This window comes from Dyella sp. BiH032 (genome assembly GCF_031954525.1).
Classification (GTDB): Bacteria; Pseudomonadota; Gammaproteobacteria; order Xanthomonadales; family Rhodanobacteraceae; genus Dyella_D.
Genome location: NZ_CP134867.1, coordinates 584,015 through 606,882 on the forward strand (window position 1 = coordinate 584,015; position 22,868 = coordinate 606,882).

Annotated in this window: 23 protein-coding genes and 1 tRNA gene; 11 read left to right on the forward strand and 13 right to left on the reverse strand. The window is 66.3% G+C overall.

All coding sequences use genetic code 11. The features are described 5' to 3' along the window. The first annotated feature begins 66 nt into the window (after positions 1-66). From RKE25_RS02365 to purD, 6 genes are all read left to right on the forward strand, one after another. Entirely contained in the window at positions 67-1,191 is a 1,125-nt protein-coding gene (locus RKE25_RS02365) for a LysM domain-containing protein (RefSeq protein WP_311840665.1), read from the forward strand. Positions 1,192-1,268: 77 nt separating this feature from the next. Further along, a complete protein-coding gene (gene dprA / locus RKE25_RS02370) occupies positions 1,269-2,402 on the forward strand; it encodes a DNA-processing protein DprA (protein ID WP_311840666.1) in 1,134 nt (377 codons plus the stop codon). A gap of 165 nt (positions 2,403-2,567) precedes the next feature. Beyond that, positions 2,568-5,069, forward strand: a complete 2,502-nt coding sequence (locus RKE25_RS02375) for a DNA topoisomerase I (protein ID WP_311840667.1) — start codon at positions 2,568-2,570, stop codon at positions 5,067-5,069. Continuing rightward, the gene (locus RKE25_RS02380; RefSeq protein ID WP_311840668.1) at positions 5,070-5,642 is read left to right on the forward strand and encodes a Sua5/YciO/YrdC/YwlC family protein; all 573 of its coding nucleotides are present in this window, start codon (positions 5,070-5,072) and stop codon (positions 5,640-5,642) included. Positions 5,643-5,841: 199 nt separating this feature from the next. Further along, on the forward strand, positions 5,842-7,209 hold the full coding sequence (locus RKE25_RS02385; protein WP_311840669.1) for an AMP-binding protein: 1,368 nt from the start codon (positions 5,842-5,844) through the stop codon (positions 7,207-7,209). Positions 7,210-7,320: 111 nt separating this feature from the next. Then, entirely contained in the window at positions 7,321-8,604 is a 1,284-nt protein-coding gene (purD, locus tag RKE25_RS02390) for a phosphoribosylamine--glycine ligase (RefSeq protein WP_311840670.1), read from the forward strand. A 68-nt stretch (positions 8,605-8,672) separates the two neighbouring features. Here the strand turns inward: purD and RKE25_RS02395 are convergent, their stop codons facing one another. Continuing rightward, positions 8,673-9,011 (reverse strand): hypothetical protein, encoded by a 339-nt coding sequence (locus RKE25_RS02395; RefSeq protein WP_311840671.1) that lies wholly within the window; start codon positions 9,009-9,011, stop codon positions 8,673-8,675. A gap of 52 nt (positions 9,012-9,063) precedes the next feature. Here RKE25_RS02395 and RKE25_RS02400 point away from each other — a divergent pair, with 52 nt between their 5' ends. Beyond that, positions 9,064-9,825 (forward strand): hypothetical protein, encoded by a 762-nt coding sequence (locus tag RKE25_RS02400; RefSeq protein WP_311840672.1) that lies wholly within the window; start codon positions 9,064-9,066, stop codon positions 9,823-9,825. A 158-nt stretch (positions 9,826-9,983) separates the two neighbouring features. After that, positions 9,984-11,858: an MFS transporter gene (locus RKE25_RS02405; RefSeq protein ID WP_311840673.1), complete on the forward strand. Its 1,875-nt coding sequence runs from the start codon at positions 9,984-9,986 to the stop codon at positions 11,856-11,858. 21 nt (positions 11,859-11,879) lie between these two features. Here the strand turns inward: RKE25_RS02405 and ampE are convergent, their stop codons facing one another. From ampE to RKE25_RS02445, 8 genes are all read right to left on the reverse strand, one after another. Continuing rightward, entirely contained in the window at positions 11,880-12,749 is an 870-nt protein-coding gene (gene ampE / locus RKE25_RS02410) for a regulatory signaling modulator protein AmpE (RefSeq protein WP_311840674.1), read from the reverse strand. Positions 12,750-12,848: 99 nt separating this feature from the next. Continuing rightward, complete coding sequence (nudC, locus tag RKE25_RS02415; protein ID WP_311840675.1) at positions 12,849-13,841, reverse strand: NAD(+) diphosphatase; 993 nt, start codon at positions 13,839-13,841, stop codon at positions 12,849-12,851. Positions 13,842-13,854: 13 nt separating this feature from the next. Continuing rightward, a complete protein-coding gene (gene erpA, locus RKE25_RS02420) occupies positions 13,855-14,232 on the reverse strand; it encodes an iron-sulfur cluster insertion protein ErpA (RefSeq protein WP_311840676.1) in 378 nt (125 codons plus the stop codon). A gap of 64 nt (positions 14,233-14,296) precedes the next feature. Then, positions 14,297-14,719, reverse strand: coding sequence for a polymer-forming cytoskeletal protein (locus RKE25_RS02425; RefSeq protein ID WP_311840677.1), 423 nt, complete (start codon positions 14,717-14,719; stop codon positions 14,297-14,299). After that, positions 14,706-15,455, reverse strand: a complete 750-nt coding sequence (locus RKE25_RS02430) for a DUF6776 family protein (RefSeq protein WP_311840678.1) — start codon at positions 15,453-15,455, stop codon at positions 14,706-14,708. The genes RKE25_RS02425 and RKE25_RS02430 overlap by 14 nt, the downstream gene beginning before the upstream one ends. 122 nt (positions 15,456-15,577) lie before the next feature. After that, positions 15,578-16,048: a bacterioferritin gene (gene bfr / locus RKE25_RS02435; RefSeq protein WP_311840679.1), complete on the reverse strand. Its 471-nt coding sequence runs from the start codon at positions 16,046-16,048 to the stop codon at positions 15,578-15,580. A gap of 144 nt (positions 16,049-16,192) precedes the next feature. Further along, positions 16,193-16,390 (reverse strand): (2Fe-2S)-binding protein, encoded by a 198-nt coding sequence (locus tag RKE25_RS02440; RefSeq protein WP_311840680.1) that lies wholly within the window; start codon positions 16,388-16,390, stop codon positions 16,193-16,195. A 79-nt stretch (positions 16,391-16,469) separates the two neighbouring features. After that, positions 16,470-17,027, reverse strand: coding sequence for an RNA pyrophosphohydrolase (locus RKE25_RS02445; RefSeq protein WP_311840681.1), 558 nt, complete (start codon positions 17,025-17,027; stop codon positions 16,470-16,472). Positions 17,028-17,211: 184 nt separating this feature from the next. On the opposite strand from RKE25_RS02445, the gene RKE25_RS02450 reads away from it, so the two are divergent. Together RKE25_RS02450 and RKE25_RS02455 are read left to right on the forward strand one after the other, a co-directional pair. After that, positions 17,212-17,288 (forward strand) — tRNA-Met (locus tag RKE25_RS02450). Between the two features lie 212 nt (positions 17,289-17,500). After that, the gene (locus RKE25_RS02455; RefSeq protein ID WP_311840682.1) at positions 17,501-18,721 is read left to right on the forward strand and encodes an integrase arm-type DNA-binding domain-containing protein; all 1,221 of its coding nucleotides are present in this window, start codon (positions 17,501-17,503) and stop codon (positions 18,719-18,721) included. Here the strand turns inward: RKE25_RS02455 and RKE25_RS02460 are convergent. Further along, positions 18,718-19,062, reverse strand: coding sequence for a hypothetical protein (locus RKE25_RS02460; RefSeq protein ID WP_311840683.1), 345 nt, complete (start codon positions 19,060-19,062; stop codon positions 18,718-18,720). The two genes, RKE25_RS02455 and RKE25_RS02460, sit on opposite strands and share 4 nt — an antisense overlap. A gap of 101 nt (positions 19,063-19,163) precedes the next feature. Between RKE25_RS02460 and RKE25_RS02465 the strand changes: the two genes are divergently transcribed. Beyond that, positions 19,164-19,655, forward strand: a complete 492-nt coding sequence (locus RKE25_RS02465; RefSeq protein WP_311840684.1) for a hypothetical protein — start codon at positions 19,164-19,166, stop codon at positions 19,653-19,655. 42 nt (positions 19,656-19,697) lie between these two features. Here the strand turns inward: RKE25_RS02465 and RKE25_RS02470 are convergent, their stop codons facing one another. The 3 genes from RKE25_RS02470 to RKE25_RS02480 form a co-directional block, all read right to left on the reverse strand. Beyond that, positions 19,698-21,290, reverse strand: coding sequence for a hypothetical protein (locus tag RKE25_RS02470; RefSeq protein WP_311840685.1), 1,593 nt, complete (start codon positions 21,288-21,290; stop codon positions 19,698-19,700). Between the two features lie 91 nt (positions 21,291-21,381). Further along, positions 21,382-22,212, reverse strand: a complete 831-nt coding sequence (locus RKE25_RS02475; RefSeq protein ID WP_311840686.1) for a S24 family peptidase — start codon at positions 22,210-22,212, stop codon at positions 21,382-21,384. Beyond that, positions 22,209-22,535 (reverse strand): hypothetical protein, encoded by a 327-nt coding sequence (locus tag RKE25_RS02480; RefSeq protein WP_311840687.1) that lies wholly within the window; start codon positions 22,533-22,535, stop codon positions 22,209-22,211. Before RKE25_RS02480 ends, RKE25_RS02475 begins: the two co-directional genes overlap by 4 nt. Between the last annotated feature and the right edge of the window lie 333 nt (positions 22,536-22,868).

The following is a 22,868-nucleotide window of genomic DNA, read 5'->3' on the forward strand; positions in this document are numbered from 1 at the left end:
CTGGTTGCGGGCGCTGAACCTTCGGTTACACTCCTCCGAGCATCGGGGGATGGGGGATTCCCGTTTATGATCAGAAAGTCCATCGGGCTGCTGGCCGGCATGCTGGTCACGGTTGCCGTGTACGCCGCTGGCGCCCAATTGCGTGCCGACCATCCCGATTCCTACACCGTGCGCAAAGGCGACACGCTGTGGAGCATCTCGGCGCGTTTCCTCTCCAAGCCCTGGTTGTGGCCGGAAATCTGGCAGGCCAATCCGCAGGTGCAGAACCCGCACCTGATCTATCCGGGCGACGTGCTCAACCTCTCCTTCATCAACGGTCCACGCCTCGGCCTGCAGCCGCGCGTGCGCGCCGAGGGTGAGCCGATCCCGGCGATTCCGCTGTCCGAGCTGCGCATGTTCCTGAAGGAAACGCGCGTGATGGACTCCAACGAAGTCAACGACTCGCCTTACGTGGTCGGCTTCGAGGAAGCGCGTCTGCGCGGCACGATCGGGCAGAACGTCTACGTGCGCAACCTGAAGGGCGACCCGGGCCAGCGTTGGGCGATCGTCCGTCCCACGCACGTGTTCCGCGGCTTCAACGAGGATGACCGCAGCGAGCCTTACGGCCTGGTCGGTCACGATCTCGATAGCGACGTTTCCATGGTCAACGGCCCCTGGAAGGAAGACTTCCGCGAGGACCATCACTACGGCCGCGGCAAGGACCTCGGCGTGGAAGTGACGGTGATCGGTACGGCCGAGACGCTGCGCACGGGCGATCCGTCCACGCTGCTCCTGCTGGATTCCACGCAGGAAATCCGCAAGGGCGATCGCATCATGCCGATCGACGACAAGCCCTACGACGCCTACTACTACCCGCATGCGCCGAAGGCGGTGCCAGACAACGCCCGCGTGATCGCCTTCACCGACGCGCTGGACGCCGTTGGGCCGAAGCAGGTGGTCGCGCTGTCGATCGGTGCGAAGGATGGCGTCGAGAACGGCCAGACCTATTCGATGGTGCATCCGGGCGAGACCATCCACGACGACGTCGCCAACAACAGCTGGAATCGCGGCGTGGGCCAGCGCGTGACGCTGCCGGAGGAATTCGTCGGCCACGTGATGGTGTTCCGCACCTTCGATCGCGTCAGCTACGGCCTGGTGATGGACGGCGTGAAGCCGGTCTCCAAGGGCGATCGCCTGACGATGCCCGAATAAAAACATCGGCATTGCCTGACAGAACGGCGCGGCATGTCCGCGCCGTTTTCGTTTGCGCCGCTGCGTAGACTGCGGCCATGAACGAAACCGACGAACTGCGCGCCTGGCTGGTCCTGCTGCGCACGCCGGGCCTGGGGCCGGCGACTCTCCGCGAATGGCTGGTTGCCGATGAGCGCCGTATCGACGCCGTGCTGGCCCACGCGCCGCGCCGGGCCGCGAGCCTCGGCGCGCCTGCGCTGGCCTGGCTGGAATGCCCGGACGAGGCGTTGCTGGCCGCCGACCTGGCTTGGCTGGAGCAGCCGGCGCGGCGGCTGCTGCGGTGTACGGACGCCGATTTCCCGCCGCTGCTGGAAGCGATCCCCGGCCCGCCTGCGGCGCTCTTCGTAGCCGGGGACCCCGGCCTGCTCCTGCTGCCCCAGGTGGCGATCGTGGGCGCCCGGGGCGCCACCGCGGCCGGCCTGGCGCATGCGCGGGCCTTCGCGCGGGAACTGGCCCTGGCCGGCTTCGTGGTCACCAGCGGCATGGCTGACGGGGTGGATGGCGCGGCGCACCTGGGCGCGCTGGACGCGGGGCGCCCGACCGTCGCCGTCATCGGCACCGGCGCGGACCGGGTTTACCCCGGAAAGCATCATGGGCTGGCGCGGCGCATCGCCGAGGCGGGGGCGCTGGTGAGCGAATTTCCGCTCGGCACGCCGGCCGTGGCCGGTCACTTCCCCCGGCGCAACCGCATCCTCTCTGGCCTCGCCCTGGGCACGCTGGTGGTGGAGGCGGATCTCAAGTCCGGGTCCCTGATCACCGCGCGGCTGGCCGGCGAACAGGGGCGGGAGGTTTTCGCCCTGCCCGGCTCCATCCATAATCCGCTCGCCCGTGGCTGCCACCGGCTGATCCGCGACGGCGCCCGCCTGGTGGAAACGGCTGGCGAAGTAGCCGAGGTCCTGGTCCCGCAGGCCCGCGCCCTGGGCGTCGAGCTTGCGGCCCGGCTGCAGGACGGTGCGACGGCGGAGGCGCCTTCGGATGCCGCCGCCGGCTGGAATGGCGATCCGGATTACGCGCGGCTCGTCGCGGCCTTGGGCCACGATCCGGCGTCCCTGGACGACCTGGCCGAACGCACGGGGCAGTCCGCCGCCGCCCTTTCCTCCATGCTGCTGATGCTGGAGCTGGAAGGGATCGTGGGCAGCCTCGCGGGCAATCGTTACCAGCGGCTTGCCTAGCGCGGACCCCGGCCCGCAGGGAGGGGCGCGAGGCCCCGGCCGAAGCCGTCCTGCTGCTCGTTTTCACGAGGCGGAGCTTGACGGCGTCAGCCGGGCATGCCTTTAACTAAATAAAGAAGGCCCGCCCAACGTGGCGGGCCGTTGGCTTCTGGAACCCCCGCTTACATGGCAAAGAACCTGCTCATCGTCGAGTCGCCCGCCAAGGCCAAGACGATCAACAAATACCTCGGCAAGGACTTTCAGGTCCTGGCCTCCTACGGTCACGTGCGTGACCTGAAGCCGAAGGAGGGCGCCGTCGATCCCGAGCATGGTTTTGCCATGGCCTACGAGATCATCGAGCGCAATCAGAAACACGTCGATGCCATCGCCAAGGCGGCCCAGGTCGCCGACGACATCTACCTGGCGACCGACTTGGATCGCGAAGGCGAGGCGATCAGCTGGCACATCAGCGAGATCCTCAAGCAGCGCGGCCTGACCAAGGGCAAGCAGCTGCACCGCGTGGTGTTCTCCGAGATCACCCCCAAGGCGATCAAGGCCGCCGTGGCTCAGCCGCGACAGCTTTCGCACGACCTGGTCGACGCCCAGCAGGCGCGCCGCGCGCTGGACTACCTGGTGGGCTTCAACCTGTCGCCGGTGCTGTGGCGCAAGGTGCAGCGCGGCCTGTCCGCCGGCCGCGTGCAGAGCCCGGCGCTGCGCATGATCGTGGAGCGCGAGGAAGAGATCGAAGCCTTCGTCGCCCGCGAGTACTGGAGCGTCGAAGCGGCGCTGCGCCACCCCGAAGGCGATTTCTCCGCCCGCCTCACCCGCCTCCACGGCAAGAAGTTCGAACAGTTCGACCTCACCAACGAGGCCGACGCCATGGCTGCCCGCAGCGCCCTGAAGGAGGCCGCGCGCGGCCGCCTCACGGTGAGCGAGGTCGGCAGCAAGGAGCGCAAGCGCCGCCCCGCGCCGCCATTCACCACCTCCACCCTGCAGCAGGAGGCCGCGCGCAAGCTCGGCTTCTCCACCAGCCGCACCATGAAGGTGGCCCAGGGCCTGTACGAAGGCGTCTCGCTCGGCAGCGAAGGCAACGTCGGCCTGATCACCTACATGCGTACCGACTCGGTGGCGCTGTCCGAGGACGCAGTGGGCGAACTGCGCCAGCTGATCGCCCGCGACTACGGCAACAAGGCGCTGCCGGACCACGCGCAGGCCTACAAGTCCAAGTCCAAGAACGCGCAGGAAGCGCACGAAGCGATCCGCCCGACTTCGGCCATGCGCACGCCGCGCGAAGTGGCCTCGTTCCTCAACGACGAGCAGCGCAAGCTGTACGAGCTGATCTGGAAGCGCACTGTCGCCTGCCAGATGATCCACGCCACGCTCAACACCGTGTCGGTGGATTTCGCCCTGCCGCACGTGGCCGGTGGCGACGCCGCGTTCCGTTCCACCGGCACCACCGTGGTCGATCCGGGCTTCCTCGCCGTGTACGAGGAGGGCCGTGACCAGAAGAGTGCGGAAGACGACGACGAAGGCCGCCGCCTGCCGAAGCTGGAGGTGGGCGAGCAGGTCGCGTTGCACGACATCCTCGCCGAGCAGCATTTCACCGAGCCGCCGCCGCGCTATTCCGAAGCGAGCCTGGTCAAGGCCCTGGAAGAACACGGCATCGGCCGCCCGTCCACGTACGCGAGCATCATCCAGGTGCTGCTCAACCGCGAGTACGTGTTCCTGGACAGCCGCCGCTTCAAGCCCACCGACGTGGGCCGCGCGGTGAGCAAGTTCCTGACCCAGCATTTCACCCGTTACGTCGACTACGACTTCACCGCCAAGCTCGAAGACGAGCTGGATGCGGTCAGCCGCGGCGAGGAAGCCTGGGTGCCGCTGATGGAACGCTTCTGGCAGCCGTTCAAGCAACAGGTGGAAGAGAAGACCGAAACGGTCGATCGCAGCGAAGCTACCGGTGCGCGCGAGCTGGGCACCGATCCCAAGAGCGGCAAGCCGGTGTCGGTACGCCTGGGCCGCTACGGGCCGTACGCGCAGATCGGCGACAAGGACCAGGACGAGAAGCTGCAGTTCGCCAGCCTGCGTCCGGGCCAGAGCATGCACACCATCACGCTCGACGAAGCGCTGGAGCTGTTCAAGCTGCCGCGCAAGCTCGGTCTGTCCGAGAGTGGCGAGGAAGTGTCGGTCGGCGTGGGCCGCTTCGGTCCTTTCGTGAAGCAGGGCAATACCTACGCATCGCTGAAGGCCGAGGACGACCCGTACACCATCGAGCTGCCGCGCGCGCTGCAGATCGTGCGCGAGAAGCTTGAGCTGCTGGCCAATCGCGTCATCCAGGACTTCGGCAACGGCGTGCAGGTGCTTAACGGCCGCTTCGGTCCGTACATCACCGATGGCGAGAAGAACGCCCGCATTCCGAAGGACCAGGACCCCAAGACCCTGACCGAGGCGCAGTGCGTGGAACTGCTCGCCGCGGCGCCGGTGAAGAAGGGCCGCGCCGCCGCGAAGAAGGCGGCGGCCAAGAGGGCGGCGCCGGCCGCCAAGAAAGCCGCCGCCAAGAAGGCGCCGGGGGAAAAGCCCGCGGCCAAGAAAGCCGCGGCGAAGAAGACGGCCACCAAGAAGACCGCCGCCAAGAAGACGGCGGCCAAGAAGGCCACCTCGAAGAAGCCGGCGGGCAAGGCCGAAGCCTGAGTGGCCCGCCGCTTCACGCTAGCCGAGCTGGATGAGGCCGCCGCGCTCCTGCGCGGCGGCGGCGTGCTGGCCTATCCGACCGAAGCCGTGTTCGGACTGGGTTGCGATCCCCACGATCGCGCCGCCTTCGACCGCATCTTCGCGCTCAAGCAGCGGCCGCCGACGCAGGGCGTGCTGCTGATCGCGGCGGACTTTGGGCAGGTGGAGCGGTACATCGACCGGGCCTCGGTGCCGGCGGAGGTGATGGCGCAGGTCCGGTCCAGCTGGCCGGGACCGAACACCTGGATCTTCCCCCGCTCGGCCGAGGTGCCGGACTGGGTCGCCGGCGCGCATGCCGGCATTGCGCTGCGCGTGACGGCGCATGAGCCCGCCGCCGCGCTGTGCCGCGCCTACGGCGGCGCCCTGGTCTCGACCAGCGCCAACCCGCACGGCGAGCCGCCTGCGCGCTCCGCGGCCGCCGTGGAGGCGTACTTCGGCGAGGTGCTGGAAGGGCTGCTGGACGGCCCCCTGGGCGGGCTCGAGCGGCCCACGGTGATCCGCGATGCGCTCACCGGCGCTATCATCCGCGGCTGACCCGCGCCGGCTCCGCCGGCACGCGTGGAGACCCTCGTGAATGCCTTCTGGATGCCGCCGGCGCCAGTGGGGAGGGATTCAGCGGCGGTCGCGAGGATGGGGAGCCTCGCCGGCATCGATCCATACCCATTCACGCCGGCCCGGCCCCGGGGCGGCCCAATGACGCGTTGCCGCTGACGGACCACAGGGAGACCAGCGCTTGGCCATTGTCTACGACAGCTACCGCCACGATCCGGCCGCTTCAGGGCTGCTGCCGCTGCTCGCCGTCGGACGGCCCGAGCGCACCGTGGCCTGGCGCGGTGCGCAGGCGGTGAGCGCCGCGCAGTTCCTGGCCCACGTCCAGCAGGTGGCCGCGTGCCTGCCGACCGCGTCGGCTGCCGTGAATCTCTGCGAAGACCGTTACGCCTTCCTCGTGGCCTTCTGCGCCATCGCCTTGCGTGGCCAGGCCAATCTGCTGCCGTCCTCGCGCGTGCCCCAGGCGGTGATGGAGGTGATGGCGGCGCATCCGGGCAGCTACGCCCTGGGCGAGCTGGCGCTGGATCCCGCGCCGCAGGGCTATCGGCGCATGCCGGTCCTGGACGCGCCTGCGCTGGGCAGCGACATGACCGCGCCGCTGATCCCGGCCGACCAGGTGGTGGCGATCGGCTACACCTCCGGGTCTACCGGCGTGCCCAAGGCGTACCCCAAGACCTGGCGGAGCTTCCACGCGAGCAACGCCGGCAACCTGCGCGCGCTGGGCGCCGTCGTCGGGGCGCGTTTCGACGTCGTTGCCACCGTGCCGCCGCAGCACATGTACGGCATGGAGACCTCCGTGCTGCTGCCGCTGCTGGGCGATGTCGGCGTACACGCGGCGCGGCCGTTCTTTCCCGCCGACGTGGCGGACGCACTGGCGCAGACCGAGGGTCCGCGCGTGCTGGTCATCACGCCGATCCATCTGCGCGCCCTGATCGAGGCGCGCGTGGTGCTGCCGCCGATCGCGGCGATGGTGTCGGCGACCGCACCGATGCCCCCCGAGCTCGCCGCCGCGGCGGAACAGCGCTTCGGCGCACCGCTGCTGGAAGTATTCGGTTCCACCGAAACCTGCGTGATCGCTTCGCGCCGCGCGGCCGCCGACGAGCCCTGGACGCTGTACGACGGCGTGCATCTGCATCCGCAGCCCGACGGCACGCTGGTGGAAGCGCCGCAACTGGCCCAGCCGATCACGCTGGCGGACATCGTCGCGCTGCAGGACGACGGCCGCCGCTTCCGCCTCTGCGGCCGGCACGCGGATCTGCTGGAAATCGCCGGCAAGCGCGCCTCGCTCGGCGACCTCACGCGCCGCCTGCTGGCGGTTCCCGGCGTGCAGGACGGCGTGGTGTTCCAGCTCGACGGGGACGCCATCGGCGTCAAGCGCATCGCCGCGCTCGCGGTGGCGCCGGGGCTCGACGAACAGGCCATCCTCGACGCCCTGCGCCATTCGGTCGAGCCGGTCTTCCTGCCTCGCCCGCTGCGCCTGGTCGATACATTGCCGCGCAACGAAACCGGCAAGCTGCCGCGCGCCGCGCTGCTGGACCTGATCGGCCGCTGACGGCCTCGAAAGGCCGCCGTACAGGCTTTCCGCCTGGCCGGTCGCCGGCCTGCTCCCGCTACAATGGCGCGCTGCGCCGCAAGGGCGCATCCCTTCGGAGTGGAGCAAGGCATGAAAGTCCTGGTCATCGGCAACGGCGGTCGCGAGCACGCGCTGGCGTGGAAGCTCAAGCAATCGCCGCGCGTGAGCGAAGTCATCGTCGCTCCCGGCAATGCCGGCACGGCGCACGAGCGCGGCCTTCGCAACGCGGACGTCGCCGTGACCGACCTGGACGGCCTGCTCAAGCTGGCGCGCGAAGAGAAAGTCGAACTGACCGTGGTGGGCCCGGAGGTTCCGCTGGTGGCCGGCGTGGTGGACAAATTCCGCGCGGCCGGCCTGCGCATCTTCGGCCCGCGCGCCATCGCCGCGCAGCTGGAAGGTTCCAAGGCGTTCGCGAAGGACTTCCTGCTTCGCCACAACATTCCCACTGCGCGCTACGCGGTGTTCACCCAGTTGGAACCGGCGCTGGCCTATGTGCGCAAGCACGGCGCGCCGATCGTGATCAAGGCCGACGGCCTGGCCGCCGGCAAGGGCGTGGTGGTGGCGCTGACCATGGCCGATGCGGAGCAGGCGCTGCACGACATGCTCGGCGCGCACAGCTTCGGCGACGCCTCGGCGCGCGTGGTGATCGAAGAGTTCCTCGACGGCGAGGAAGCCAGCTACATCGTGATGAGCGACGGCAGCCACGCGCTGCCGATGGCCAGCAGCCAGGACCACAAGCGTCGCGACGAGGGCGACCTCGGCCCCAACACCGGCGGCATGGGCGCGTATTCGCCCGCACCGGTGGTGACGCCGGATGTGGAGCGCCGCATCCTGAAGGAAGTGATCGAGCCCACGCTTCGCGGCATGGCCGCGGAAGGCGCGCCATTCATCGGCTTTCTCTATGCGGGCCTGATGATCGACAAGAGCGGCGCGCCCAAGGTAATCGAATTCAACGTGCGCTTCGGCGATCCGGAAACGCAACCGATCATGCTGCGGCTCAAGTCCGACCTGGTGGAACTGATCGAGGCCGCGCTGGACGGCGAGCTGCATCACACCACGGCGCAGTGGGACACCCGTCCGTCGATCGGCGTGGTGATGGCGGCGGGCGGCTACCCTGGCAAGGTGCGCAGCGGCGACGTCATCACGGGTCTGGACGCCGCGGTCGGCGCCGACGTGAAAGTGTTCCACGCGGGCACCAAGCTGGATGCGCAGGGACAGCCGGTCACGGCCGGCGGCCGCGTGCTGACGGTCTGCGCGCTCGGCAAGGACATCGCGGCGGCACGCGAGCATGCCTACGACGCGGTATCGAAAGTCCACTTCGACGGCGCGTTCTGCCGCCGCGACATCGCACACCGGGCCTTGCACAGGCACTGACAAGCCCACCACCAGGGAGATAACGGATGATCTCTTCACGACTTCGCAAGCATGGACGGATGCTTGCCCTACTCGTCCTCGCCGTATCCACAAGCCCCGTGTTTGCGGCTTCGTTCGATTGCGGGAAAGCCACCAATGCGGTGGAGAAAGCCATTTGCGCCGACCAGGCGCTTGGCTTGCTCGACGGCCAGGTGGACGAAAGCTATCGCCGCCTGATCGACAACGCGCCGTCGGCGCGCGTGCCGGCGCTGCGGAACGAGCAGAGAAGCTGGCTCAAGCAGCGCAACCAGTGTGGCGCCACGGATCTGCACGCGTGCCTGGCGAACTCGATGGGGCAGCGCGTGAAGCAGCTCGACGCGGGCCGCTGCCGAGGAAGAGGCGACGTTCGATCGCACCGTCGCCGACATTCCGCAGGATCCGGCAGCCGCGGCGCAGGCCCTGCGCGGCTATGCCGGCCCGTTGGCGTCGGCGTGGCTGGTCTATCTGCATGCCTTCGAACCGAAGGCCGGCATTACCGCCGACGAGGCGCGCCAGCGACGCGATGCCGCGGTCGACGGGCTGAGTGGCGATGACTACGCGCGCGAGCTCTATCTGGATACGGAAAGCAAAAAATACAGCCAGGACGACAACGCGCCGCTCACCTTGCTGCGCATGCTGATCGAGCGCGCAGGCTACGATGGCTCCGGGAGCGCGCGTCCCTATGTGCACTGCTTCGTCTTCGCCCGACAGGGGGATGCGGCTTATCGCGCGTTCGGCCCGCTCTATGGTTCGTCCCGCGACGGTCAGGCGCCGATCTGCCGGCCGCAGGGCGATCTGTTCGAACGTCCCGAATGGAAGCGCTTGCGGGCAGCCATGGCGCCGGTTCTGGACCGCGCGACGCGCGACAGCGGGACCATCCGCTATGGCTACTTTGCGGGCTGGGATATCCAGGAGCTGCGCTCGACCTTGTCCCCACGCGATTTCCTCAAGCCGCTGTCCCCGCAGCGGGCGGGCGATGCGGCAAAGCAGATCACCGACTGGGATGACGACAAAGCCTGGCCGGTCAAGGAGCGTAACGCGGTACTCGCGGCCTTGGATCCGGCGCGGCGCGCTACCGCCGCCTGGCTCCGCACGGAGCGTGGTTTCGGCGATGCGGAAGCAGCGGCGGCCGCGGCGCGCATCGTCCAGTCGTGGCTCTCGGAACGCCTGGGTTTCGTGGACGAAAACCTGTCGGGCGATTGACGACGCGGGTTGAACCCGGCGCTGCATGCAAGTGCCTCGTCTCCTCAGCCCGGCGTCCATCATCCGGCGCGCAGGACGGGCGTCAGCGCAGAGCGTCGCCCACCTCCAGGCCGGTGTTCCGGCTAGGCTATGCCATCGTTCTGGAGCCAAGGACCCGCATGAGCCAGTTCGCCCTGCTAGGCAGCCGCCGTTTTGCGCCGTTCTTCTGGACACAGGCGCTGGGCGCGTTCAACGACAACGCATTCCGCAACGCCATGGTGATGCTGGTGGCGTTCCAGATGTCGCTGGACGATCGCACGGTGTCGCTCTACACCAGCCTGGCGCCGGCGTTGTTCATCCTGCCGTTCTTCCTGTTTTCGGCCACGGCGGGGCAGCTCGCGGAGAAGTACGAGAAGACGCGGATCATTCGCTTCGTGAAGCTGTTCGAGATCGGCGCGATGCTGCTGGCCGCGGTGGGGTTCTATACCCATCACGTGTCGCTGCTGCTGGTGGTGCTGTTTCTGATGGGACTTCATTCGACTGTGTTCGGTCCGATCAAGTACGCCATTCTTCCGCAGGCGCTGAAGCCGCAGGAACTCGTCGGTGGCAATGGCCTGGTGGAGATGGGCACGCAGCTGGCGATGCTGGTCGGCATGATCGCGGGCAATGCGCTGATGCTGATCCATGGCGCAGGACCGGTAGCGGCATCCGCGCTCACCATCCTGGTGGCGTTGGTCGGTTATGCCGCGTCGCGGCAGATCCCCTCTGCGGCCGCCACGGCGCCGGAGCTGCGTTTCAGCTGGAATCCATATACCGAAACCGCCAAGGTGCTGAAGCTGACGCGCGCCGATCGAGCGGTGTTCAACGCGGTGCTGGGCATTTCCTGGTTCTGGTTCTTCGGTACGGTGCTCATCTCGCAGTTGCCGAACTACACGCGCTTGAACCTGGGGGGCGACGGTTCGGTAAACACGCTCGTGCTGACGTTGTTTTCCATCGGCACCGGCGTCGGCTCGCTGCTGTGCGAACGGATGTCCGGGCGGCGTGTGGAAGTGGGGCTGGTGCCGCTCGGTGCGTTCGGGCTGACCGTGTTCGGCGTGGACCTGTACTTCGCCAAGTCCGGGCTCGCCGCCATGCATGGCCTGGATTGGACGGCGTTCCTGCAGATGCCGGGCAGCTGGCGCATCGCACTGGATCTGACCCTGGTGGGCATGTTCGCAGGGTTCTACGTGGTGCCGCTGTTCGCGTTCGTGCAGAGCCGTGCGCCGCGCGAGCAGCTGTCGCGGATCATCGCCGGCAACAATATTCTCAACGCATTGCTGATCTGCCTGGCCTCGGGCTTCGGCCTGGGCCTGAGCGCGCTGGGGCTGCCGCCTTCGCAAATCTTCCTGATCACTGCCTTGCTCAACGTGGCGGTGGCCGTTTACATCTTCACCCTGGTGCCCGAGTTCATCATGCGGTTCATCACCTGGGTGCTGGTGAACACGCTGTACCGCGTGCGCGTGGACGGAACGCAGCATATCCCGGAGGAAGGGCCGGCCCTGCTGGTGTGCAACCACGTCAGCTTCATGGATCCGCTGCTGTTGATGGCGAATCTGCGCCGGCCGGCGCGCTTCGTCATGTACTACAAGATCTTCAACATCCCGCTGCTCAATTTTGTGTTCCGCACGGCGAAAGCCATTCCCATCGCCGGGCAGAAGGAAGACCCGGAGGTGTTGCGCAAGGCCTTCGACGATGTGGACGCGGCGCTTGCCGATGGCGAACTGGTGTGCATCTTCCCGGAGGGCGGCTTGACCAAGGACGGCGATATCGCGACGTTCCGTCCCGGGGTCGCGCACATTCTGGAACGGCGTCCGGTGCCGGTGGTGCCGATGGCCTTGCGCGGTCTCTGGGGCAGCGTGTGGAGCCGGCGCGACTCGATGCTGCGCCGCGCGCGTTTGCCGCGGCGCTTCCGGGCCCGCGTCGAAGTGGTGGTGGGGGAGCCGGTGGCGCCGGCGGAGGCTCGGCCGTCCGCGCTGGAGGCGCGGGTGCGCGAGCTGCGCGGCGAGATGGCTTGAGCGTGCGGGCCCGGCCGGGCCTCAGTGCATCCAGCCGGCCAGGACAATGAGCGCCACCAGGCTCAGCCACGCGAGCAAGGCGCGGACCAAGGCGCTGCGCAGGCGGCGCAGCTCGCCGAGTACGTCGATGCGTTCCTCGACGTAGCCGTCGCCGGCTTCGATATCCACCTCGACGTCCGCCCGCGCGGCGGCGCCGAGGAAGCCCGGCCCTTCGCGCAGCCAACTGCCGGGGATGGACTGCCGATGCCATTGCCGCCAGGCACCGATGACCGCGTCCCAATGGCCGACGAGGGCGAGGGTGAAGACCAGCAGCTGGGCGGGGATCCAGTCGAGGCTGTGCGCGATGCGGCGTGCCAGCGTGTAGGCCTCGGTGTCCAGGCCGAGCGAGGTATCCCGTCCCAGCGTCTGGGCGAGGCGATACAGCAGCGCGCCGGCCGGCCCGAGCACGAAGAACCAGAAGAGCACGCCGAAGCGGCGGCGAAGCGCTGCGTAAGCGACGGCCTCGCCGACGGCAACGGCGTTCCAGGCGATCGGCTCGCCATCGTCGGAAAGCGCCTGCAAAGCGGCCTGCCGGCTGACGCCATCGGGTGCGCGGAGAATCGCCTCCAGGTCGGCCTCGTAGGCGTGCGGGCCGAAGCAGTAGAGCAAGACCGCCAGCGAGAAGGCCAGGCCCAGCAGGTCGCGCATCGGCAGCAGGCCGATGACCCATACCAGTACCAGACACAGCACCACCGGCACGGCCAAGGTCAGCAAGGTGCGGCCGGCGCCGCTGGCATCGCCGAGCTGCGCGACCCAGCGCCGGAAGCCGGCATCGGCGCGCCAATGCGCCAGTTGGGGATGCAGGTGAAGCAGGCCGAGTGCGATGAGTGCGGTGAGCAGGCTGACGGCCATGTATGCGGACTCCCTAGCGTTGGCGCATTGTAGCGAGGAGCACGCGTGCGCCGCGCACGCGCGCGTCCTGTCTTTGGGGCATACGCCGTTCGGCGGGGATCAGCGCGCCGCGGTCGCCTGGCGCGAGCGCGCCTGTTCGACCAGTGCGTCCAGATCGAGACCGGCGCGCCATTGCAGCCAATGCGCCAGCAAGTGATAGGACACGGAGAGCGGCAGCGACGGCAGGAAGCTGCCGTCCATCAGGCCATCGACAATCTGCGCTGGCGTGAACCAGCGCGCTTCTTCGAGTTCGTCGTCGCGCAGGCGGATGGCGGGCGAGATGGCCTTGGCCACGAAACCCACCATCAGCGACGCCGGCAAAGGCCAGGGTTGGGAGGAATGATAGAAGACATCGCCCACGACGACGCCCGATTCCTCCGCGACCTCGCGACGTACGGCATCCTCCAGCGCCTCACCGGGTTCGACGAAGCCGGCGAGCGTGGAATAGCGTCCCTTCGGCCAGCCCGCCTGGCGGCCGAGCAGGCAGGCGCCCTCGTGTTCCACCAGGACGATGATCGCGGCGTCGGTGCGCGGGAAGTGGAGACGGCCGCAATCTGCATTGCTGCATTGGGCGCGGTGGCCGGAGGCGACCAGCGTCAGCGGCGCGCCGCAGCGCGCGCAGAACTGCGTTTCCCGCTGCCAGTGCGCCAGCCCCTTGGCGTAGGCGAACAGCCCCGCCTGGTCCGCCGGCAGGCGCAGGCCGGCATCGCGAAGACCGGCACGATGGGCGTGCAAGGGTGCTTCAAGCGCGGCCGCGCGGTCGGCATCGTCCAGCGCCAGCATGAAATGCGGGCGGCCATCGGCGAAACCGAGCAGGCTGGCCTTAACGTCGCCCAGCAGGGATTCGCGCTCGCTCGCGCTCAGCCAGCGCAGCGCTTCGCTGTCGTTGCGCAGATAGGCTTCGCCCAGGCCGTCCAGCAGGATGAAGCGCGCGGACGGCGACGCGGCCTGCTCCGCCACCCACGCCAGGTTCTCGCGGCGTTCGGCGACGCGGTCGAGGATCAGGCTGAGGCCGGAGAACGTGTTGGGGCGCGGCAGGGTTTTGCTGTCCATGCCCGGAAAGGCCTCAGGTCGAGAAAGAAGAGCCGCAGCCGCAGGTGGTCTTGGCGTTGGGATTGCGGATCACGAACTGCGAGCCGCTCAGGCTTTCCGAATAGTCGATCTCGGCGCCCGTGAGATATTGCAGCGAAAGCGGGTCGACCAGCAGCGTTACGCCCTCCCGATCCAGAGCGAAGTCGTCTTCCGCCTGGGCCTCGTCGAAGGTGAAGCCGTACTGGAAGCCCGAGCAACCGCCGCCGGTGATGTAGACCCGCAGCTTCAAGGAAGGATTGCCCTCTTCCTGGATCAGCTCGCGTACTTTCCGCGCGGCGGCTTCGGTGAACACCAGCGGCGCGCCGGCACTGCGGTAGTCGGGAACGGTGGGGAAGGGAACGATGGTATCCATCGCAATCACATGGGGCTGCAGCGGGCGATGCGCAAGGATACCGCGTTCCGCGCCACGGCACCGCTCAGGCGGGCAGCGGCTCGCGGAGGTCTTCCGGCGCCGGCAGTTCGCGGGTGGCATCGCCGGCCTGGTGGCTCATGCGGCCGTTCACCTGGGCGCCGGCGGACATCTCCAGCATCTTGTAGTGCACGTCGCCATGGATGCGTGCGAGGGGTGCCAGTTCCAGCCGCTCCTCGATGTGGATGTCGCCCTGCACGTGGCCGTTGATGATGGCGTGGGGCACGCGGATGTCGCCCTGAACGTACCCGTGCTCGCTGAGGGTGAACACGGCGTCCGGGCCGTCGCCCAGCACGGCGCCTTCGATGCGGCCGTCGAGGTGCAGCGCGCCGCTGAAGCGCAAGTCGCCCTGGATCACCGTGCCGCGGGCGATCAGGCTGGTGTCGTGGGAGGTGCTGGCGCGGTCGTTGCTGCGCTTACGGTTGAGCATGGGAATCCCCTGGCTTGGTGAGAGTGCCGCCGACGGCATCGGTCCAGGCGACGGCGCGGCTGACCGCTTCGTCGCCCGCGGGCTGCGCGCTGACGTACACGCGGTTCGGGCGGAAGTCCGCCGGCAGCACGATGGTGGCATGCAGTTCCTGGAAATATTTGAGGCGGAACGGAAGGCCGTCCTTCTGCGCGGTGTCCCCCAGGGCAGGCCATTCCAGCCGGGTGACCTTGTCGCCGCGCAGGCCTTCGATGCTGATCAGCACGGTGCCGCTGGTTTCCTCGCCGCGCTTGGCGTTCTGGGTGAGCGAGACGGTGAGATTCCAGCCGTGCGTCCCCTCGATCGGCTGCAGCCGGATGTCCTGCACGCGCAGGCCCCCGCGCTGGGCATCGCCACCGACCAGTCGGCCATAGAAGTCCAGATCGGCGCGCAGGCCGCTGATTTCTTCTTCACGTTCGGCGATGGTGTTGCGCAGCGAACGGTCGGCGATCTCGTTGACCTGGGCGGCGCGCTGGAGATTGGAGACCTGCTGCTTGAGGTCGTCGTTTTCGACCTTGAGCGACTGGATCTGGCGATGCTCGGTGGCCGCCGGCGTGGCGCGCCGCACCACCAGGCCTGTGACCAGTACCACGATCAGGAGGCTGGCGATCCACGCCACGCCCAGCCAGAGCCAGCGGCGGCGCTGGCCGGCCATATCGTGCGGGCGCACGATGAAGCGCGGCGGTGGGCGTGAAGCCATGGGGGGCCTTCCCGGGAAAACTCACGGTATAGCCGCGCCGTGACGAGACCGTCAAGGAACGGCCGCACGCTTCGTAAAGCGCCGCGTACCGTTCCTTGGGTATGTTTCTGAAGCGTGACGCCTCAGCTCGACATCTTGGCCTGCAGGTACCGCTCGGCGCCGATGTCCTTGACCAAGCCCTGCTGGGTTTCGAGCCAGTCGATGTGCTCTTCCTCGTCGTGGAGGATGCCCTTGAAGATGTCGCGGCTGACGTAGTCCGCAATGCCTTCGCTGTAGGCAATGGCTTCGCGCAGGTCCTTCACCGCCATCATCTCCAGGTCCAGGTCGCCCTGCAGGCATTCGAGCACGTTCTCGCCAATGCGCAGCTTGCCCAGGTGCTGCAGGTTGGGAAGACCTTCGAGGAACAGAATGCGCTCGATCAGATGATCGGCATGCTTCATTTCCTCGATCGATTCCTTGTACTCGTGCTCGGCCAGTTCGCCGTAGCCCCAGTCCTTGAACATGCGGTAATGCAGGAAGTACTGGTTGATGGCGGTCAGCTCGTTGTAGAGCACTTTGTTGAGGAATTCGATGACTTTGGCGTCGCCTTTCATGGTTCAAGTCTCCCTGGTAGCTGCGACCGCCGACTATACGGTTTCCGTCCGCGCGGCGACGGAACGCAAATGGGAATGCTTCGCTCAAGCGAAAACGAAAAACGCCCGCGCGAAGCGGGCGTCAGCGTAGGCGAATCGTTGGAATCAGGCCGTGACGATGGGTAGCTGGAGCAAGACCTGTTCGACGGCCTTGTCGAGCGTGGCGCGCGCTTCCTGCTCGCAGCAGCCGCAGCAATCCGAACAGCCGGTGCGCGCCTGCAATTCCGCGAAGGTATGCACGCCATCCGCCGCGGCGCGGCGGATGTCATGGTCAGTAACGGCGTTGCACATGCAGATGTACATGCGCAGTATGGGAACGCAAATGCGAATGATTGTCAACTGAGCGAGCCGTTGTCGCGGCCAGGCCGTTCAGGTCAGACTTTCAGGCTGCCTGGCAGCCCGGCCGGGGGCCTCGGCGATGATCGTCGTCATCCTGGCGGGGCAGATTGCCGATCTGAATGCTCAGCAAGGTCTCCACCATGGGGGCGAACTGGCGTAGCGCGCGTTCATAGACCTGGCGCTTGAAGTTCACCACGTGGTTGGCCGGGTACCAGAAATCCACCCAGCGCCAGATGTCGAACTCCGGTTTCTCACAGGCGTCGAGACGCAGCGCGTCCTCGCCGCTGACCAGCCGCAGCAGGAACCAGACCTGTTTCTGGCCGATGCACATGGGCCGCTGGTGGTGGCGGATGTACCGGCTGGGAAGCTTGTAGCGCAGCCAGCCGCGGGTGGCGCCGATCACTTCGACGTCCTCGGGGCACAGGCCGGTTTCCTCCGCCAGCTCGCGGTACATGGCTTCCAGCGGAGTTTCGTCGCTGCGCATGCCGCCCTGAGGAAACTGCCAGCCATCACGATTGACGCGGCGCGCCCAGAACAGGCGGCCGTCTGCGTTCAGCAGCACGATGCCCACATTCGGACGGTAGCCATCGACGTCGATCATGTCTTTCTCCTCGGGCCGGCCGGTGCGCGCCATGAATCCGGCAACACCTTGTTCCCGCGACCGATTCAACCACAGCCCCGGAAGCACCGGCAAGCTAAGGCTTGAACCCATGGATAAGGACGACTAAACTGCCGCGCCCTCGCCCCGGCGCCTTCAGCGCCCGCAGGGCGAACGACCTCACCGTGGCTAGGTAGCTCAGATGGTTAGAGCGCGGCACTCATAATGCTGAGGTCGGCGGTTCGATCCCGCCTCTAGCCACCACTTCTCTGTTTCACCCCTTCTCACCACATCGCAAACGGCCCGCCCGGGCCGCGAGCTGATGCGGTTTTCGCGTGTCTGGCGTCTCAACTTTCCTCAACCCGTTCTCAGCGAAGCTCAGTGCAAAAGGTGGTACTTCTGGTGGTACAACGTCACCGGGAAGACCCATGTACCACCACGCGGGGCGCGCGGCGGTGCATCCAAGGAGAGAGAGAATGGCTGAGCTCACGGCCGTGGCTGCGCGCAATGCGAAGCCACGCGAGAAGATGTACCGGCTAGCCGCCGGCAAGGGGCTTTACCTGCAGGTGATGCCGAACGGTTCCAAGTACTGGCGCCTGAAATATCGCCTGGCGCAGAAGCCCAAAATGATCGGGCTCGGCGTGTTTCCGGAGATGACATTGGCGGCCGCGCGTGACGCGCGTGACGACGCACGTCGGCTCCTGGCCAGCGGCGTCGATCCAAGCACCGCGCGGCGCGTCGACAAGGTGAAGCGCGAGGTGGAGGTGGAGAACACGTTTGAAGCGTGCGCTCGCGCCTGGTTCGCGCGGAAGTCCACCGGATGGGTCGAAACCTACTCCTGCAAAGTGATCCGGCGCTTGGAAATGTACGTGTTTCCGCGCATTGGATATATGCCGATCGCCGACATCGAGTCGTGGCAGCTGGTCGACGTCCTCGATCGCGCTGGGTCCGCTGACACTGCGCACCGCATCTTGACCTACCTGATGGATATCTATCGCTGGGCGAAGCGTGCAGGCAAAGCCAAGTTCAACATGGCTGCTGACCTCCAAGGTTCGTTGCCGTCGATCGTGCGATCGCAGTACCCGCACATCACTGACCCGGAGCGCATCGGGGAGTTTCTACGTGCCGTGGATGGCTATCGTGGTCTGACCGTGACCAAGCTTGCGCTCAAGTTTGCACCGTTGGTGTTCACGCGTCCGGGTGAGATGCGGATGGCGACCTGGTCGGAGTTCGACCTCGACAAGGGACTATGGGTCATTCCTGCAGAAAGGATGAAGATGCGAAAGGCATTGAAGGCGGTGGCTGAGCCACACGTGGTGCCCCTAAGCAGGCAGGCGGTGGATATTTTGAAGGAGCTGCATCGATACACTGGGTCGTGCCAGTACGCATTTCCCGGCGCGCGATCGACGAAGCGGCCGATGTCGAACAACACGCTCAACGCCGCGTTGCACAATCTCGGCTACAAGGACGAAATTGTTGTGCACGGTCTTAGGCATATGGCCAGCACCGCATTGAACGAGGCCGGCTGGAAAGAGGATGCAGTTGAGCGTCAGCTCGCCCACAAGGACAAGAACAAGATCCGCGGTACCTACAACAAAGCCAAATACCTGGAAGAGCGTAGCCAGATGATGCAGGCGTGGGCGGATTACCTCGATGGGTTGCGAAGCCGTAAGCCCGCAATTGCGAAAGCGGCTTAGCCGCCTGCGACGACTGCACCTTGATGCGTCAGCAGCTCGAGCAGGGCGTCCAGGTGCCTCCGAAACTCGACCGCTGCGAGGTCGAGTTGCTGGAACACTTCGCCTTCGGTGAGATCACCAGCTGCAGCCGCTCTGCTCAGCGACACGGCCACCCCGGATAGATACTCCGTGCGGCCGATCAAGTGCTCGACGATCTGCAGGGGTTCGGCGCTGCAGGCGTGCAGCCGGCCCGCTGCATGATGCGATTCTCGACGGGGGGAAGCGACGTGGCTTTCATCAACCTTCAATGTCATGATCCCAAGGCCCTCTGTGGCCCATTGTCCTGTGCTGATGTTAGCCATAGGCTAACACTGTTAGCAACGGGCTAACGCCGCGCCTCTGAGCGTGGCGTTTCGATTGGGGAACCCTTGCCGTCGCGGCAATCAGCGATAAGGAGCTGCTCGTGCAATTGAAGAAACATGGAATCGTGCTTGTCTCGGCGCTTTGCGTTCTGCCCGTCGCCGCTGCAGCTGCTGATGAAGAGTGCTGCCCTTCGGACGGCAATGGTGTACGCATGATGCAGAGCCTCGCAGCCAGCAGCGCCCCACCAACTGAGTGCTGCCCTTCTGGCGGCAACGGCATGGTCGCCGGCACCGGTATGGGCCTCGCTCAGCCAAATACGCTCGACTTGAGCACCTACCCAGGGTGGCACACCTACGCGTTCATGCGTGACGGCATTCGCTACGTTCAGATCAACGACGATGCGGGGAACATACATGCGGCGATCGCGACCGCAAATGGGTCGATGCTGATCCTGCCGATGGGCGAGGATGAAGTCCGGCGAGTCAGCATGCTTCCCGCGGGTCGCCCCATGTACGACGACGGCATTGTGGCAATCGCTCCGCAGGTTACTCCGACCGGCTCGATCGTCTGGTTGGTCAAGACCGCTCGGTGAAGCCTGTGCGCCGGGCGGTGCAATGCCGCCCGGCTGATCACATCAAGCGGCCACCTGCGCCGCTGCGATCGCCGGCTCGCTGATCAGTAAGGACACTCGATCCCGGTACTGATGCATTAGGCCGCCGCTTACCTCGACTCGGCCTCGCAGGTGGCTCAAATCCGTCGCGTCGGCGATGTCGAGACCAACTCCGCCTTCGCACTTGACCTGTACCACGGCCATGCAGTGGGAGAACGCGTAACCGCACCTCACCGATATGGTGATCAAGCTTGGGCGCGCTTGCCCGAAATGGTCGACCGCTTCGGTAACAGCGCGGTACACCGTGCGCTTCATGTCGAACGACAGCGGCGAGGCATTGCCCAACAGTCGCCAGTGAATGTCTACGCCAGACTCCCGGACTCCCGCGATCAGCGAGCTCGAACGCAGCACGGAGTAGAGGCCATCGTTCTCTAAGCGAAGCGGATAGAGCGGCTCGATGATTTCACCGCTGAAAGCCCTGGCCTCCAGTCGTGCGACATTGCTCAGCTCCATCGCCGCCGCAGGGTCGACACGGCGCACGCGCTCGATCATGGACCTGCTAGCACTGAGCCAGTTGGCATGGCCGGCCTGGGCGCGCCGCGCGCGGTTTTGAAGGCTCTGCTCGGCATGGCCGATGCTCATCCTCGCAGCGTTCAATGCCTTTCTAGCCTTGCGGTCCGATCGCGATGCCGATTTCGCCTTCTCCCGCGCCACCGAATTCTCGTACGACAACGCTGCGCCCAAGCACAGCATGCAGATCGAAACCACGGCTAGGTTCGTCTGAACGGGCAATAGGCTCTTAGAAACCGCACCGACCTGGTCTACGTAGTGCATAGACAACGCGATGCAGAGGTTCGCCGCGGCCGTGCCGAAGGCGGCGCCGCGCCAATGCTGGGAAACCGCCAGTGCGGCCGTCGGAATGAACAGCAGATAGCACGCGGCCTGCTGCAGCTCATCGCTCGGCAATTGGGTGCAGAACAAAGCGAAAGCGGCATATGCCGCTGCGGCGACGCCCACAGGCCAGCGCACGCGCGGGTATGCACCGACGCGTCGGTACTTCCACCACATCACGAGGGGCGCAAACAGCAAGATGCTCAGCAGGTCGCCGAGGATCTGCGCCGGGAGCTTTAGGTACTGCCCCTGCAGTGCCGGCACTCGGCCCGGAGCAGCAAGCTCTGCGTGGGGAAGGGCCAATGCATAAAGGCACGCCGATCCCACTAGCTTCGCGCCTACAGCTGCCATGACCATGCCAACGATGAGATGCAGGTTGGCGCGCGAGTCCGGCACGCGACCACCGTCGACGCGCTTAAGCACGTAGTGAGCTGCCATCGTAGAAACCGGGAACAGCGAGGCGGAAGCTGCTAGATACCAGACGGCGCCAAAGTCGTGCACAAGCGCCTGCCTGGTGAAAAGCAGGGACAGAAACTCACCGGCGTAAAGCGCGACCCACGAGCGGCGCGGCACCATCAAAAGCGCGGCAAACCTGATGCCAGCTGGCAGATACCACTGGTCGATTGAGCAGAAATAGGCCGCCCAGAAGGCGAACCCATAGGTCGCGGCAAGCAACGCATCCCGAGCCAGTCGCCAAATAGCCGCGACGCCTTCGTCCTTCCCCATTCCCCTGTCCCTGTGTCCGTATCTGTCACGTATGGCATTTTGCCGGTCAAAAGGCCGTGAATGCGGCCTTCACGCGAACATGTGACGCAGTTCACACTGCGCCTGGAATCACCAGTTTCGACACGATGCGCCCCTCGACTACGAGCGAGCTCAAGTCCTGGCCATAGAGGTCGATAGCGTCCTTTTGTGGGCGACTGCCCTGCACGCGAAAGCCGCCGTTGCTGATCTTCTTAATGCGCTTGATCAGGGGAACCTCGCCAAGGGTGAAGGCATATACACCATCGTGCGCTGGCGGCGTCGCGTTCTTTGTCGTATCGATGAATACGAGTTCGCCCACCTCGATCTCGCCCTTCATGTCGTCGCCGTGAATCCACGCCACGCGAATATGAGGTTCCAGAAGATCGCGGCGCGTAGCGAAAAGCTGTCGCGGGAACGATACCGTGTGCGCTCCGCCCGGCTCGATGTGAGAGGCAAGAATGGCAAAGGAAACCTGTTCGCCTTGATCGGCGGGAGAGTCGTCGTTGTCCATCCAGCCGGCGGGCAATCCGAGCCTTTGCTCGATGTCCCTGGCTGTCTCGTCGCTCATATCCCGTGAGCTCCGATCGTCATCGCCCTTCGGAACGGCGAGCCACTGATAGACCTGTGCGCGGTTCTTTCCGATTCGATCAGCAAGCTTGGCCGGCGTGCCGCTCTCCCTTTCAAGCTGGGCGAGTTTTGACCGGCGGATGTCTCTGACAGGGCGCATGAAACCTGGCGGCTGCGGGCCTCCAATGACCCGATTTAGCCCATAGGATAGCCCGCGCCCGGCAAAATCAGCCATGTTGGCCACCGTGCCCCCATCCAGTTGCTGCCGCTCCATTTGGCTCGAGACAGCGCGTGCCTCCGACACGCGCTGCTGGGGCCGAAAACCCTGCTTTGTCATGGGGTAGGCTCCAGGCCATGGCATCGCGCCCGATCGGCTTCTATTGCCGCCCGGACACCCTGGAAGGTCCGCGCGAACAGCCGCCCACCGGATGATGCTTCGCTGTAGGCCCGCCAGAACGCCGCCACGGCCGCCGCCGTGTCCTCGTCGCTCACGTCCCACGCAACGCCCGCGCCGATGCCCAGCGTGGCCCCAAGCCGCGTATACAGCGCTATGGCCTTGCCCCGGGGCATGGTCTTGTAGGAGCCGCCCAGGAAGACGCTGATGCGGCCGTCCACCTCGAGCAATACATCAGGCTTTCTCACCAGGTCGCCGAAAATCACGCTGCCATCCTCTCCGGCATATCAGCCGGTTCCAGGTTGGCGCGCGCGATGGCTGCGAGCTGCTTGCGCGGGAAGTTGAAACCAGCCTGTGCGCCTCCGTCAGCCATGACGCACCTCCTTGCGTGGACCGCGGCGACGCATCGGCACCACCGGTGCCGGTAGAGCCAAGGGGCGCTGGCTCATCACCGGCCCCCACTCGGCCTCTGCCTTCAACAAGGTGCTGTGCATTGCGGTCGTTCGCCCGCAACGACACTCGAGCATGTGGCGTTCAGTGGGGGTGTCCGAGTTCGTTTCGCGAGCGGTCCTGCCCAGCACCAGGATGTGCCGGGGCTC